Source organism: Priestia sp. YIM B13491, assembly GCF_042787605.1.
In the GTDB taxonomy this organism is placed as follows: domain Bacteria; phylum Bacillota; class Bacilli; order Bacillales; family Bacillaceae_H; genus Priestia; species Priestia megaterium_E.
In genome coordinates this window covers 132,146-147,108 of the sequence record NZ_JBHZOR010000008.1, presented here as the reverse complement: position 1 = coordinate 147,108, position 14,963 = coordinate 132,146, and the positions used below count along the sequence as shown (strand labels likewise).

Annotated in this window: 12 protein-coding genes; 9 read left to right on the top strand and 3 right to left on the bottom strand. The window is 39.1% G+C overall.

The genetic code is table 11. The features are described from left to right. Positions 1-24: 24 nt before the first annotated feature. Positions 25-282, bottom strand: coding sequence for a YgaP family membrane protein (locus ACFX4E_RS23375; RefSeq protein ID WP_016762773.1), 258 nt, complete (start codon positions 280-282; stop codon positions 25-27). Positions 283-384: 102 nt separating this feature from the next. Here ACFX4E_RS23375 and ACFX4E_RS23370 point away from each other — a divergent pair, with 102 nt between their 5' ends. Then, complete coding sequence (locus ACFX4E_RS23370) at positions 385-2,133, top strand: adenine deaminase C-terminal domain-containing protein (RefSeq protein WP_028410198.1); 1,749 nt, start codon at positions 385-387, stop codon at positions 2,131-2,133. A 147-nt stretch (positions 2,134-2,280) separates the two neighbouring features. Beyond that, a complete protein-coding gene (locus ACFX4E_RS23365) occupies positions 2,281-2,586 on the top strand; it encodes a YerC/YecD family TrpR-related protein (protein ID WP_013055048.1) in 306 nt (101 codons plus the stop codon). Between the two features lie 37 nt (positions 2,587-2,623). On the opposite strand, the gene ACFX4E_RS23360 is transcribed toward ACFX4E_RS23365, so the two are convergent. Continuing rightward, positions 2,624-4,006, bottom strand: a complete 1,383-nt coding sequence (locus tag ACFX4E_RS23360; protein WP_377238970.1) for a glycine--tRNA ligase — start codon at positions 4,004-4,006, stop codon at positions 2,624-2,626. A gap of 511 nt (positions 4,007-4,517) precedes the next feature. Between ACFX4E_RS23360 and pcrB the strand changes: the two genes are divergently transcribed. The 4 genes from pcrB to ACFX4E_RS23340 are packed head-to-tail and all read left to right on the top strand — an operon-like array spanning position 4,518 to position 10,728. Next, the gene (pcrB, locus tag ACFX4E_RS23355) at positions 4,518-5,216 is read left to right on the top strand and encodes a heptaprenylglyceryl phosphate synthase (protein WP_132019042.1); all 699 of its coding nucleotides are present in this window, start codon (positions 4,518-4,520) and stop codon (positions 5,214-5,216) included. 28 nt (positions 5,217-5,244) lie between these two features. Then, positions 5,245-7,494 carry a DNA helicase PcrA gene (pcrA, locus tag ACFX4E_RS23350; RefSeq protein WP_377238968.1) on the top strand — a complete coding sequence of 750 codons (2,250 nt, stop codon included), beginning with the start codon at positions 5,245-5,247 and terminating at the stop codon, positions 7,492-7,494. Positions 7,495-7,514: 20 nt separating this feature from the next. Next, positions 7,515-9,521: an NAD-dependent DNA ligase LigA gene (gene ligA / locus ACFX4E_RS23345; protein WP_377238967.1), complete on the top strand. Its 2,007-nt coding sequence runs from the start codon at positions 7,515-7,517 to the stop codon at positions 9,519-9,521. 13 nt (positions 9,522-9,534) lie between these two features. After that, entirely contained in the window at positions 9,535-10,728 is a 1,194-nt protein-coding gene (locus ACFX4E_RS23340) for a CamS family sex pheromone protein (RefSeq protein WP_098248760.1), read from the top strand. Positions 10,729-10,782: 54 nt separating this feature from the next. Here ACFX4E_RS23340 and ACFX4E_RS23335 read toward each other — a convergent pair whose 3' ends face one another. Next, positions 10,783-11,268: a DUF3920 family protein gene (locus ACFX4E_RS23335; protein ID WP_098248761.1), complete on the bottom strand. Its 486-nt coding sequence runs from the start codon at positions 11,266-11,268 to the stop codon at positions 10,783-10,785. A gap of 365 nt (positions 11,269-11,633) precedes the next feature. Here ACFX4E_RS23335 and gatC point away from each other — a divergent pair, with 365 nt between their 5' ends. Genes gatC through gatB form a run of 3 tightly spaced genes read left to right on the top strand, consistent with a single transcriptional unit; the run spans position 11,634 to position 14,843 of the window. Continuing rightward, entirely contained in the window at positions 11,634-11,924 is a 291-nt protein-coding gene (gene gatC / locus ACFX4E_RS23330) for an Asp-tRNA(Asn)/Glu-tRNA(Gln) amidotransferase subunit GatC (protein ID WP_013055055.1), read from the top strand. A 16-nt stretch (positions 11,925-11,940) separates the two neighbouring features. After that, entirely contained in the window at positions 11,941-13,398 is a 1,458-nt protein-coding gene (gene gatA, locus ACFX4E_RS23325) for an Asp-tRNA(Asn)/Glu-tRNA(Gln) amidotransferase subunit GatA (RefSeq protein ID WP_013055056.1), read from the top strand. A 14-nt stretch (positions 13,399-13,412) separates the two neighbouring features. Next, positions 13,413-14,843, top strand: coding sequence for an Asp-tRNA(Asn)/Glu-tRNA(Gln) amidotransferase subunit GatB (gene gatB / locus ACFX4E_RS23320; RefSeq protein WP_013055057.1), 1,431 nt, complete (start codon positions 13,413-13,415; stop codon positions 14,841-14,843). The last annotated feature ends 120 nt before the right edge of the window (positions 14,844-14,963 follow it).

Below are 14,963 nucleotides of genomic sequence, written 5' to 3'. Positions count from 1 at the left end.
AGAGCCTAGGCTCTCCTTTTTACCTTATGAAGGATTATACGTTTCTTCATTTCCATTTGGATGGTGTTCATGTTCATCATGTTTTTGACATGAATCATATGCGTACGTAAGGGGGCAAAAACGCGTGATGCCTTCTGCAACTTTTAAAGCTCCCATTAACCCTAAGAAGATGTATGAATCTTTGTACGGTCTGCGAGATAAACGAGATGTTGTCCAAGAAAGAAGGGTAAAGCCCAGTGTAAGTCGAATTAATGCGTTAACAATACCGATATTTGGTTTCATGTTTTATCACCTTTATTCATAAAATTAATAACAGTTTCTGAATGCGTTTACATCACGGATGTGTTACGATAAAAATACATAGTAAATTAGGGGGAATTTAGCATGCCGGAACAAAGATACCGCTGGAAAAGCAAACATATTAGACAGCAGCTCTTAGTATTAAACGGTCAAAAAGCACCAACTATTGTCTTAAAAGATGCAACATATTTGAACGCTCGAATGAAGCAGTGGAAAAAAGCACATATTTGGGTTTACCAAGATCGTATTGTATACGTTGGCTCAGAGATGCCTAAGCACACAGACGCTTCTACAGAGATTATAGACTGCAGTGATAAATATGTGGTTCCTGGGTATATTGAGCCGCATGTTCACCCGTTTCAGTTATATAATCCCCAGACTTTTTCCCAATATGCAGCCAAGCATGGAACAACGACTTTATTTAATGATAATTTAATTCTCGCTTTACAGCTTGAACAAAAAACGGCATTTTCATTGATTGAAGAAATGAAAACGTTACCACAATCGCTGTACTGGTGGTGCAGATTTGATTCCCAGACGGAAATTGATGAAGAGGCTGACATCTTCTCACACACGAACATTACTTCTTGGCTACAAAATGAAGCTGTCTTACAAGGAGGCGAACTGACAAGTTGGCCGAAGCTTTTAGACGGAGATGATTTAATGCTTCACTGGGTTCAAGAGACAAAAAGGATGAGAAAGCACATTGAAGGACATTTCCCGGGGGCATCAGCATTTACCTTGGCAAAAATGAAATTGCTCGGAGCAGACAGCGATCATGAGTCTATGACGGGGGAAGATGTTGTTGCTCGGTTAACACAAGGTTATGACGTTGCTTTACGCCACTCTTCAATTCGGCCGGATTTGCCAAAATTGCTTCAGGAGTTAAAAGAGCTGCAGGTAGATTATTTTGACCATATTACGATGAATACAGACGGTTCTCCGCCTTCTTTTTACCAAAATGGCGTGTCAGATATGTTAATTACATTAGCTATTTCAGAAGGGGTTCCCCTGTTAGATGCTTATAATATGGTGTCTGTAAATATTGCTCGCTATTATAACATGGAACATTTGCACGGGCATGTAGCAACAGGCTGTGTGGCTAATATTAATATTTTAGAAGATCCTATGCGGCCTACTCCAGTCTCTGTGCTAGCAAAAGGAAAGTGGATGAAAAAAGAAGGCAAAGAACAAGCATTAGCCTCAGCAGAATTTCCTTGGGAAAAGTTTGGTTTTTCCCCGTTAAAGTTGGACTTTGATTTAACGATGGACGATTTTCAATTTTCAATGCCAGTAGGCGTAAAAATGAAAAATGCTGTTATTATGGAGCCGTATTCAATTCACTTGAATGTGAGCGGAGATGTATTAGCCTCTGATCATGATGAAAGTTTTTTAGTGCTGGTGGACCGAGAAGGCAAGTGGCGGATCAATACCCTGTTAAAAGGATTTGCGACAAATGTATCGGGACTGGCGAGTTCATTTTCAAATACCGGTGATTTTATTTTAATTGGAAAATCGAAAAAAGATATGATGTGTGCATTTAAACGTATGAAAGAAATTGGAGGGGGTATTGTCATTACCGAAGATGAGAAAGTAGTATACGAACTGGATCTTCCGTTAAAAGGAGTCATGTCGAATCTGCCGATGGAGGAATTAAGTAAACGAGAGGTAGAACTCAAGAAAGTGCTGTGTGAGCGAGGATACAAACACGATGATCCTGTCTATTCACTGCTGTTCTTTTCGTCTACACATTTGCCTTATATTCGTATCACGCCAGTAGGAATTTATGATGTTATGAATAAAAAAGTACTTTTTCCGTCTATAATGCGTTAAAATATAAAAGTATCAAAGGAATTTGAAATTTGTATGAAATTGGCTGTCTTCATACAGAATGAATGTATGTGCAAACAAATATAGAAACTGTATTTTATAGATAGAAACAACCAGTAAAGAAAGCCAATGATAAAGGAGTTCGATACGATGCAAATCAACAAACTACGAGGAAAAGAATTAGATCAGCTATTTCAAGCGATTTTATCATTAGAAAACATTGAAGAATGCTATCAATTTTTTGATGACCTATGTACAGTTAATGAAATTCAATCATTAGCACAGCGCTTAGAAGTGGCAAGAATGCTGAGAGAAGGCAACACGTACCATAAAATTGAGACGGAAACTGGAGCAAGCACAGCGACTATTTCCCGTGTTAAACGCTGCTTGAATTATGGAAGCGATGCGTATCAAATGGTGTTAGAACGCCTTCAAGAAGATTCAAATCAAAAGTAAAGCGTATGGCTGAAGCAGCCATACGCTTATTTTTTAATTAAAACTGAGTTGCTTCTTCAATGATATTTTTAAGGTCGCTAATTGCTACACGTTTTTGTTCCATTGTGTCGCGGTTACGGATTGTTACTTGATTGTCTTCTAATGAATCGAAGTCGAATGTAATACAGAACGGCGTACCGATTTCATCATGGCGACGGTAACGTTTACCGATTGAACCAGCATCATCATAGTCAATCATAAAGTATTTTGCTAAATCTTCAAAGACAGCGCGAGCTTCATTAGAAAGCTTTTTAGAAAGTGGTAATACAGCAGCTTTAAATGGTGCTAAAGCAGGGTGAAGCTGCATAACTGTACGAGAAGATCCATCTTCTAACGTTTCTTCTTTATAAGCATCAATCATATAAGCTAATGTTACACGGTCAGCACCTAAAGAAGGCTCGATGCAGTAAGGTACATAGCGTTCGTTTGTTTCTTGATCAACATATTGGAAGTCTTCTCCAGAGTGTTCCATGTGCTGTTTTAAGTCATAGTCTGTACGAGAAGCTACGCCCCATAGTTCGCCCCAGCCGAATGGGAACTTGTATTCAAAGTCTGTTGTGGCATTACTGTAGTGAGAAAGTTCATCATCATCATGGTCGCGAAGACGAACGTTTTCTTCTTTCATACCAAGAGAAAGAAGCCATTTGTTACATGTTTCTTTCCAGTAGTTAAACCACTCTAATTCAGTGCCTGGTTTACAGAAGAATTCAAGTTCCATTTGTTCAAATTCACGCGTACGGAATGTGAAGTTACCAGGTGTAATTTCGTTACGGAAGCTTTTACCCACTTGGCCGATACCGAACGGAAGCTTTTTACGCATTGAGCGCTGAACGTTTTTAAAGTTTACGAAAATACCTTGAGCTGTTTCAGGACGAAGGTAAATTTCATTTGTTGATGTTTCAGTAACACCTTGGTGCGTTTTGAACATTAAGTTAAATTGACGAATTTCAGTGAAGTTAGCTGAACCACACTCAGGACATGTAATTTCATGTTCTTTAATTAAGTCAGCCATTGCATCGAATGAAAGGCCGTCTACGATCATTTCAATGCCTTTTTCTTGAAGTTTTTCTTCAATTAATTTATCGGCACGATGACGGGCTTTACAATCCTTACAGTCGATCATTGGGTCATTAAAGTTTCCTAAGTGACCAGAAGCTTCCCATGTTTTTGGATTCATTAAAATCGCAGCGTCTAAACCAACGTTGTATGGAGATTCTTGAATGAATTTTTTCCACCATGCTTTTTTAATATTGTTTTTTAATTCTACGCCAAGCGGGCCGTAATCCCATGTATTTGCAAGACCGCCGTAAATTTCAGATCCTTGAAATACAAAGCCGCGGTGTTTAGCGTGAGATACGATTTGATCCATTGTTTTTGACATTCTAATTCCTCCTGTAAATGGTAGTGATTCAAGCGAAACAAAAAGAGCGGGTACAAAAAAACTCTCGTCCCTGGGCATATCAACAATATGCCCAGGGACGAGAGTTTTTCCCGCGGTTCCACCCTGGTTGATACAAAATGTATCCACCTTCGTCTGTATATACTCCAGATTGCCTTTTCCTTAAACCATTCTCTAGGCTCCCACCGTCCCTAGTTCGCTTTGTGAAGAGGATTTAAGTACTATTGATCCTTCAGCGTATATCATATGAATTTTAGTAGCTATATATTAGCATATCCTATGCAGAGAAACAATAACCTTGTGCAAAATAGGCTTTTTTTGTGATGTTTTCTTCCGGATTTGAGGGTGAAACCATATCTTTTGTACATATTTTTTGAAAACAAAAAACGTGATGAAAAGTTCGGTTTTCCTTTCATTTCACCCTCTTAGTTTTGTTATAATGAACAAATGGACGAGCGCGAACTTTTAAGTGTAAAGAAATGGAGGAACATATATGTATGATATTAAAGAGTGGAGACATGTCTTTAAATTAGATCCTAATAAAGAGATTTCAGATGCAGATTTGGAGAAAATTTGCGAATCCGGCACGGATGCGGTTCTTGTCGGAGGATCTGATGGAGTGACTCTAGACAATGTACTGCAGCTGTTAATGCGTATTCGCCGCTACACGGTGCCGTGTGCGCTTGAAGTATCAACAATTGACTCTGTAACACCTGGGTTTGATTCTTATTTTATTCCGACCGTTTTAAACAGCAAGGATCCAAAGTGGATTGTTGATTTACATCACGCGGCGATGAAGGAATACGGAGAGATCATGGACTGGGATGAAATTTTTGTAGAAGGATACTGCGTACTTAACCCCGAAGCAAAAGTAGCTGCGCTAACGGAAGCGAAAACAGATTTGGATGCAGAAGACGTTGTAGCGTATGCTCGTATGGCTGAACGCATGTTTCATTTGCCCGTTTTCTATCTAGAATACAGCGGAACGTATGGAGATCCTGAATTAGTGGCAGAAGTGAAAAATTCGCTAAATGAGACGAAGTTATTTTACGGCGGAGGTATTGAGACAAAAGAGCAAGCGAGTGAGATGGGAAAGCTAGCCGATACGGTGATTGTAGGAAATGTTATTTATACAAATTTATCGGAAGCGTTAAAAACTGTAAAAGCAGTAAAAAAGAATATTGCACAGTGAAAAATAAATAAAGTAGAATAGAGAATATATGTTCGATATAGGCGGTGAAAACGTGAATTTTTTAAGTGAAAAATTATTAACAGGATTAAACCCTCAGCAACAAGAGGCAGTTAAAACAACAGACGGACCACTATTACTTATGGCCGGTGCAGGAAGTGGAAAAACACGTGTATTAACGCATCGAATTGCGTTTTTAATGGCAGAAAAAGAAGTTGCACCTTGGAATATTTTAGCCATTACTTTTACAAACAAAGCAGCTCGTGAAATGAGAGAGCGTGTGGGAAGTATCGTTGGCGGAGTGGCAGAAGATATCTGGATTTCAACGTTCCACTCGATGTGCGTGCGTATTTTACGAAGAGATATTGATCGTATTGGCTTTAATCGTAACTTTACGATTTTAGATTCAACGGATCAGCTGTCCGTTATTAAAAATATTTTAAAAGATCAAAACATCGATCCGAAAAAATTCGATCCGCGCTCGTTATTAGGAAGCATTAGTTCAGCTAAAAATGAACTGAAAGTAGCGGAAGAATTTGATAAAACAGCAGCGGGACCGTATGAAGAAGTTGTAAGCAAAGTCTACAAAGAGTATGAAAAGCGTTTAAAGAAAAACCAAGCGCTTGATTTTGATGATTTGATTATGACAACGATTCAGCTATTTAAACGAGTTCCTGAAGTGTTAACTTACTATCAGCGCAAGTTTCAATATATTCATGTGGACGAGTATCAAGATACAAACCATGCACAGTATATGCTGGTTCGCTTGCTAGCTGCAAGATTTGAAAATGTATGCGTAGTAGGGGATTCAGATCAGTCTATTTACCGCTGGCGCGGGGCTGATATTACAAATATCTTGTCATTTGAAAAAGATTACCCAAAAGCGAAAACCATTTTGCTTGAACAAAATTATCGTTCAACTAAAACGATTTTGGCTGCGGCAAACGGCGTCATTGCAAACAATATGAATCGTAAAGTGAAAAACTTATGGACGGAAAACGATGAAGGCCAGAAGATTTACCATTACCAAGCAATGAGTGAGCATGATGAGGCACAGTTTGTAGCACGTAAAATTAAAGAAGCAGTAGACAGCGGAAAGCGTAAATACAGTGATTTTGCCATTTTGTATCGTACAAATGCACAGTCTCGTGTGATGGAGGAAGTGCTGTTAAAATCCAATATTAATTATACAATTGTCGGCGGCATTAAGTTCTACGACCGCAAAGAGATTAAAGATTTACTTGCGTACTTGCGCTTAATTGCCAACCAAGATGATGACATTAGCTTAGCTCGTATTGTGAACGTTCCAAAGCGCGGAGTTGGAGCTACTTCAGTCGATAAAGTGGCCAATTACGGAAACGTTCATGACATTTCGATTTTCAAAGCACTGGATGAAGTAGAATTAATGGGGTTAACAGGCAAAGCAACAAAAGCCCTTCGTGATTTCCAATCGATGATTTCGAACTTAGCTCAAATGCAAGACTATATGTCTGTTACAGAGCTTGTGGAACAAGTATTAGAAAGAACAGGATACCGTGAAGCGCTTAAAGTGGAAAAAACAATTGAAGCACAAAGCCGCTTAGAGAATATTGATGAGTTTTTATCTGTCACAAAAACGTTTGAAGAAGCAAGTGAAGATAAAAGCTTAGTAGCATTTTTAACCGATTTAGCACTTGTTGCTGATATCGATAAGCTTGACGACGAGGAAGAAGAAGAGAACGAACAAGTGATTCTGATGACGCTTCACTCAGCAAAAGGTCTAGAGTTCCCGGTTGTTTTCCTAATGGGTATGGAAGAAGGCGTATTCCCTCATAGCCGATCATTATTCGAAGATAATGAAATGGAAGAAGAGCGACGCTTAGCCTACGTAGGGATTACGCGTGCTGAACAAGAATTGTATTTATTAAATGCTCAAATGCGTACACTATTTGGTAAAACAAACGTTAATCCAAAATCGCGCTTCATTGGAGAAATCCCAAGCGAGCTTGTGGAATCTTTAAATGAAGCAATGCGCAAACCTACTGCTGGTCGTTCAGGGGCTTCAGCTTCGCCTTTTGCAGCGCGCCGACAAGCGGCCGTGGCAAAAACGAAGCTTGTGTCAACAGGCAGTGAATCAATTGGATGGAGCGTTGGAGACAAGGCCGAGCATAAAAAATGGGGAATTGGTACAGTTGTAAGTGTAAAAGGAGAAGGAGATTCAAAAGAATTAGACATTGCTTTTCCTAGTCCTACAGGTGTAAAAAGACTGCTTGCTAAATTTGCCCCGGTTACGAAAGTGTAATCGTGAAAAGGAGCTAGAATATGGAGTTTGAGACAGCAAAATCACGCGTTCAAGAATTACGCGACTTATTAAATCAATATGGCTATGAATATTATGTGTTAGATCAGCCATCTGTTCCAGATGCAGAATACGATAAATTAATGAATGAGTTAATTGAGATAGAAGAATCATTTCCAGAATTAAAAACAGCTGACTCACCTACTCAGCGCATCGGCGGCCAAGTGCTCGATGCGTTTGAGAAGGTTCAGCATCAAACGTCTATGCTGAGTTTAGGAAATGCATTTAATGAAGAAGACCTTCGGGATTTTGATCGCCGAGTGCGCCAAGCCGTTGGAGATGAGTTTTCTTATGTATGCGAACTTAAAATTGACGGCCTTGCCGTATCTCTTCGCTATGAAGATGGATACTTAGTGCTGGGAGCTACGCGCGGTGACGGTACAACTGGTGAAAATATTACTGAAAACTTGAAAACAATTCGCTCTATTCCACTGCGAATTAAAGAACCATTATCAATGGAAGTTCGCGGAGAAGCATTTATGCCAAGAAAATCATTCGAAGCACTTAATGAAGCAAAAATGAAAAGGGATGAGGTTCCGTTTGCTAACCCGCGTAACGCAGCTGCAGGCTCACTGCGTCAGCTAGATCCTAAAATTGCGGCAAAACGTAATTTAGATATCTTTGTATATGCCATGACTGATACAGGAGAATTAGAAATCGACTCTCACAGCGAAAGTTTGAATTTACTGGATGAGCTTGGTTTTAAAACAAATAAGGAAAGACAGACGTGTGAAACTATTGATGATGTGATTGCTTACATCGAAAGCTGGCAAACGCAACGTCCAGAGCTATCTTATGATATTGATGGCATTGTTGTAAAAGTAGATTCATTTGATCAGCAGGCTGAGCTTGGAACAACGGCCAAAAGTCCACGTTGGGCTATTGCTTATAAGTTTCCTGCTGAAGAAGTCGTAACCAAGCTTGTAGATATTGAGCTGACGGTAGGCCGTACAGGTGTCATTACGCCAACAGCTATTTTGGAGCCTGTTCAAGTAGCAGGTACGACGGTACAGCGTGCGTCTCTTCACAATGAAGATTTGATTCGCGAAAAAGACATTCGCATCGGAGATTATGTCGTAGTGAAAAAAGCAGGAGATATTATTCCTGAGGTAGTGAATGTGATTGAAGAGAAGCGAACGGGAGAAGAGCAAGAGTTTACGATGCCTACTCACTGTCCGGAATGTGAAAGTGAACTGGTGCGTTTAGAAGGAGAAGTTGCGCTTCGCTGCATTAATCCAAGCTGTCCTGCTCAAATTCGTGAAGGACTTATTCATTTCGTGTCCCGCAATGCGATGAACATTGATGGACTTGGTGAAAAAGTTATATCGCAATTATTTCGCGAACAGTTAATTAAAGACGTAGCGGATATTTATACGCTGACAAAACAGCAGTTAATCGAGCTTGAGCGCATGGGTGAGAAATCTGCTGATAATTTGATTGCAGCCATCGAAACATCGAAAGAAAATTCGCTTGAGCGTTTGCTTTTTGGTTTGGGTATTCGCCATGTCGGAGCAAAAGCTGCAAAGACGTTAGCTCAGCACTTTGAAACCATAGACAAGTTAACAAAAGCAACGTATGATGAATTAGTGGCAATTAATGAAATTGGTGCCAAAATGGCTGATGCTATTGTCGCTTACTTTACACAAGAAGAGGTTCAAGAACTTATACATGAATTAAAAGAGTATGGAGTAAACCTTACATACAAAGGACCCAAGCTTGTAAGTGTAGAAAATGTAGATTCTGTTTTTGCTGGTAAAACCGTTGTATTAACAGGTAAGCTTGAACAGCTATCTCGCAATGAGGCAAAAGCACAAATTGAAGCACTTGGCGGTAAAGTCACAGGAAGCGTAAGTAAAAAGACAGACCTTGTTGTGGCAGGGGAAGAGGCTGGTTCCAAACTGATAAAAGCTAACGAGCTTGAAATTGAAGTATGGGATGAGGCAAGGCTACTTACGGAATTAAATAAATAAGAGGTGTGTGTAGTTGAAAAAGATATTGTTACTTTCTCTTGCGGTCATGCTTGTAACTTCAGCGTGTGCACCGAATCTTTCGGACGATAAAGAGACTGTTCAACAAACCAACAACAAGAAAGAAAAAGCAGTTATTCCGAAGTATAGTATTTCAGATGATTATTACCGAACAATTCTTCCATTTAAAGCGGGAGTGGCAAGAGGCTTAGTAGCAGCAAACTTAAACAACCGCTTGGATGCGCAAGAATTTGAAACAGGCTTAATGCGCTTATCGACAGATAGCTATTCTCCGAAAAAATATGTGTATCAAGAAGGCCAGTATCTTGATAAAGATACTATTCGCTCATGGTTAAGCCGTAAGCTGAGTGATAAACAGTTTAAAGATCTTCAAAGCAAAGCAAAAGATGATACGGCGAAAAAGAAGCTTAAAAACACTGGGTTAAACCCAATTGATACAGAAAAAGGCGATTTGAAAACTCGTAACGAAACAAGTCCAATGTACTTAGCGAACATTACTGAGCAAGATTACCTTATCCAAGACGGAGATGACAAGGTAAAACTTGGAGGCGTCACAATTGGCCTGGCGATGAATTCCGTTCATTATTATACGGAAGAAAATGGTTATGCCCGTGAAGTGAAGCTTACAAATAAAGAGATTGAAGCCCAAGGAAAGCAAATGGCAGATGAGATTGTTAAGCGTATGCGCGACATCAAAGGCCTAGAAAATGTGCCAGTTCGAGTAGCATTATTCAAACAAAGTGCTAAGTCTTCTTTAACACCGGGTAACTTTATAGCTGTCGGAAATGCAGGTTCAAATGATACGGCCGTTGGCAGCTGGGATAATTTAGACGAGCAATATTATTTATTCCCATCATCAGATGCAACAAAAGATCATCGAGACGATGCGATGAAATTTGATGAGTTTAAAGCGCAAATCGAAGACTACTTCCCGAACTTTACAAGCGTAGTAGGGAAAGGGTATTACAAAGATGGACAGCTTCAAAAAATGACGATTGATATTCCCGTACAATTTTACGGAAAAGGTGAAATTGTAGGATTTACTCAGTACGTTGCTGGTTTAATGCTTGATCATTTCCCTTCATATATGGAAACGAGTATCTCTATTAACTCAGTAAGCGGACCGGAAGCTCTCATTGTTAGAAAAGCAGATGAAGACAAGCCGTTCGTTCATATTTACGAAGAGTAAGCAAAACAGACACTGCTCAAGCAGTGTCTGTTTTTAATTCTATGAAATTGCCTCCTATGAAGAAATGGCGTGAGAATTTTGTTTCGTAAACTTAGCAAGATAATAAGCAGCAAATGCAAATGCATCTTGTTCGGTTGTCCGCTCTTCATACGGGCGCTTTTTATCCAGCTCAAATTCTTTCTGATAATAAGGGATGTGATCTTGAATATAGTGGCGCAGCTCGTGAAAGATCGTTTCAATGAGCGGAAGATAGTCATCAAATTTAAAAATAAATATAATGCCTACTTCTCGCCAGTAAACGCCTGATGCAAACTGGAGGTACTCTGTTTCTTCTTCTCCAAGGGCAGAGACAATTTTATTGGCTTCGCACGAATCACAAAAAATGATAGGAATATGAAAGGCTTTATTTAAACAAGCAAAAACATCTTTTTGCAAGGTGGACAAATCCCACTTGAATTCTTCATCTAATACAAACCATCTTCCGCTTTGCTGATACACAGGGCGCTGGTGGATGACTGACTGTATAAGTATTTTATTCAATTTTTATAGCACCTCTTTTACGGTAAAGTAGTTATTCGTTTTCTTTACTTTCCCAAAGACTAGTGAAATTAAAACATAGTGGTGTGTTCATCTAAAGCATGTTTCTCTTTCTATCTATCTTTTCTAAAAAGAAGGTTATTTTATACCTATGCAAGAGAGAAATATTTTATGACGAAGGAAAAGTATGGAATGTTGTTTGAATGAAATAGATTTGGTATAAAATAGAAGTGATAAATGTAAGCCCTGTCTTGTCTGGCGGGGTTTTTAATATTTTAGGAACTAGTCTCAGAAATGTTGCCTGTTGCTAGTGAAGTTTGGTATTATCAGTATATTGTAGTGGGACGAATATTCGGAGGTGAAGGAACATGTCAAGAATTTCTGTTGATCAAGTAAAGCACGTTGCAAACTTAGCGAGACTTGCGGTGACGGATGACGAAGCAGAACTATTTACAAAACAATTAGATGCTATTATTACATATGCAGAACAATTAGATGAGTTAGATACTACAAATGTAAAACCAACTTCTCACGTATTGGATATGAAAAACGTAATGCGTGAAGATAAGCCAGCTAAAGGTTTACCAATTGAAGACGTAGTAAAAAATGCGCCAGACCACAAGGATGGCTACATTCGAGTACCAACTATTTTAGAATAAGGAAGGAGGCTTTACGATGTCTTTATTCGATCGTAAACTTTCAGAACTACATAGCCTTTTACACAAGAAAGAAGTACGTGTACAAGATTTAGTAGACGAATCATACAAACGTATTAATGAAGTAGATGATAAAGTAGGTGCGTTCTTAGCGCTTAATGAAGACAATGCTCGTGCTTATGCAAAAGAGCTTGATGAAGCATTACAAACAAAAGATGAATTTGGCCTATTATTTGGTATGCCAATCGGTGTAAAAGATAATATTGTCACAAAAGATTTACGTACAACTTGCTCTAGTAAAATTCTAGCAAACTTTGATCCGATTTATGATGCAACAGTTGTTCAAAAATTACAGGCAGCTGAAGCGGTAACAATCGGTAAATTAAATATGGATGAATTCGCAATGGGTTCTTCAACTGAAAACTCAGGTCTTCAGTTAACGCGCAACCCATGGAATTTAGATTACGTACCAGGTGGATCTAGCGGTGGTTCAGCTGCAGCTGTGGCAGCAGGCGAAGTTCCGTTTTCTTTAGGTTCTGATACAGGTGGTTCAATTCGTCAGCCAGCTGCTTATTGCGGTGTTGTCGGATTAAAACCAACGTATGGTCGCGTATCTCGTTACGGATTAGTGGCATTTGCATCTTCTTTAGATCAAATCGGACCAATCACAAATTCTGTTGAAGATAATGCATATTTACTTCAAGCAATTTCAGGCGTAGACCCAATGGATTCTACTTCTGCTAATGTTGATGTACCGGATTATGTATCTGCTTTAACAGGTGACGTAAAAGGTCTTAAAATTGCTGTTCCAAAAGAATACTTAGGCGAAGGTGTGGGCGAAGAAGCTCGCCAGTCTGTTTTAGATGCACTAAAAGTGTTAGAAGGACTAGGAGCAACTTGGGAAGAAGTATCGCTTCCACACTCTAAATACGCATTAGCTACGTATTATCTATTATCTTCTTCTGAAGCGTCTGCTAACTTATCTCGTTTTGATGGCGTTCGCTACGGATACCGTACAGATAATGCGGAGAACTTAATCGAAATGTACAAGCAGTCTCGAAGCGAAGGCTTTGGAAACGAAGTAAAACGCCGTATCATGCTTGGAACATTTGCGTTAAGCTCTGGTTATTATGATGCTTACTACAAAAAAGCACAGCAAGTACGTACGTTAATTAAGCAAGACTTTGAGTCTGTATTTGAAAACTATGACGTTATCATTGGACCAACTACACCAACTCCATCATTCAAAATTGGTGAGAAAACAGACGATCCATTAACAATGTATGCAAACGATATTTTAACAATCCCAGTAAACCTTGCTGGAGTACCTGGTATTTCTGTGCCTTGCGGCTTATCAAATGGATTGCCATTAGGGTTACAAATTATCGGTAAGCATTTCGACGAAAGCACAATCTATCGTGTTGCTCATGCATTCGAACAAGCAACTGAGCATCATAAAGCGAAACCAGCACTGTAAGGGGTGAGATAAAGATGAACTTTGAAACGATTATTGGTCTTGAAGTACACGTTGAGCTTAAGACAAAATCTAAAATTTTCTCAGCAAGTCCAAACGCATTTGGTGCGGCTCCAAATGCTAACACAAGTGTAATTGACTTAGGTTATCCTGGCGTATTACCTGTGTTAAACAAAGAAGCAGTTGATTTTGCAATGAAAGCAGCGCTTGCGCTAAACTGTGAAATCGCAACAGATACAAAGTTTGACCGTAAAAACTATTTCTATCCGGATAACCCAAAAGCTTATCAAATCTCTCAATTTGATAAACCAATTGGCGAGAACGGTTGGATTGAAGTAGAAGTTAAAGGTGAAACGAAGCGTATTCGTATCAACCGACTTCATTTAGAAGAAGATGCTGGTAAGCTAACGCATACAGGCGATGGCTATTCACTAGTAGACTTTAACCGTCAAGGTACACCTCTGATTGAGATTGTATCAGAAGCAGATATGCGTTCTCCTGAAGAAGCATATGCTTATTTAGAAAAATTAAAATCAATTATTCAATATACAGGCGTATCTGATTGTAAAATGGAAGAAGGTTCACTTCGCTGTGATGCCAATATTTCTTTACGTCCAGTTGGACAAGAAGAATTCGGTACAAAAGCTGAGTTAAAGAACTTAAACTCATTTAACTATGTGCGCCGCGGTCTTGAACACGAAGAAATTCGTCAAGAAAAAGTGTTATTGTCTGGTGGCTTAATCGAGCAAGAAACACGCCGTTTTGACGAGTCTACGGGCGAAACAATTCTAATGCGTGTAAAAGAAGGGTCTGACGACTACCGCTACTTCCCAGAGCCTGACTTATTAGAATTACACATCGACGAAGAGTGGAAAGAACGCGTTCGTGCTTCGATTCCTGAACTTCCAGATGCTCGTAAAAAGCGCTATGTAGAAGAGCTTGGCTTACCTGCTTATGATGCAATGGTATTAACGCTAACAAAAGAAATGTCTGATTTCTTTGAAGCAACACTTGCTGCAGGCGGAGACGCGAAGCTATCTTCTAACTGGTTAATGGGTGAAGTTTCTGCTTACTTAAACTCAAACCAAAAAGAACTTTCAGATGTAGCTTTAACACCTGAAGGCCTAGCTGGTATGATTCAATTAATTCAAGAAGGTACGATTTCGTCTAAAATTGCGAAAAAAGTATTCAAAGAATTAATTGAAAATGGCGGAGATGCAAAGAAAATTGTAAAAGAAAAAGGTCTTGTACAAATTTCTGATGATGCAACTTTACGCAAATTCGTAACAGATGCATTAGATGCAAACCCTCAATCTATTGAAGATTTCAAAAACGGTAAGGATCGTGCCATTGGCTTCTTAGTTGGTCAAATTATGAAAGCTTCAAAAGGCCAAGCGAACCCACCGATGGTTAATAAAATTCTTTTAGAAGAAATTAATAAACGCTAAATTTGATAACTAAATGTGAGGTGGGTTTCCATCTCACATTTATTATGAGTAAGGGCGATCGCGCTGAAGGTATGAATAAAAACCGAAACGTGAATATTGTATATCAAGGTTAATTTCTTT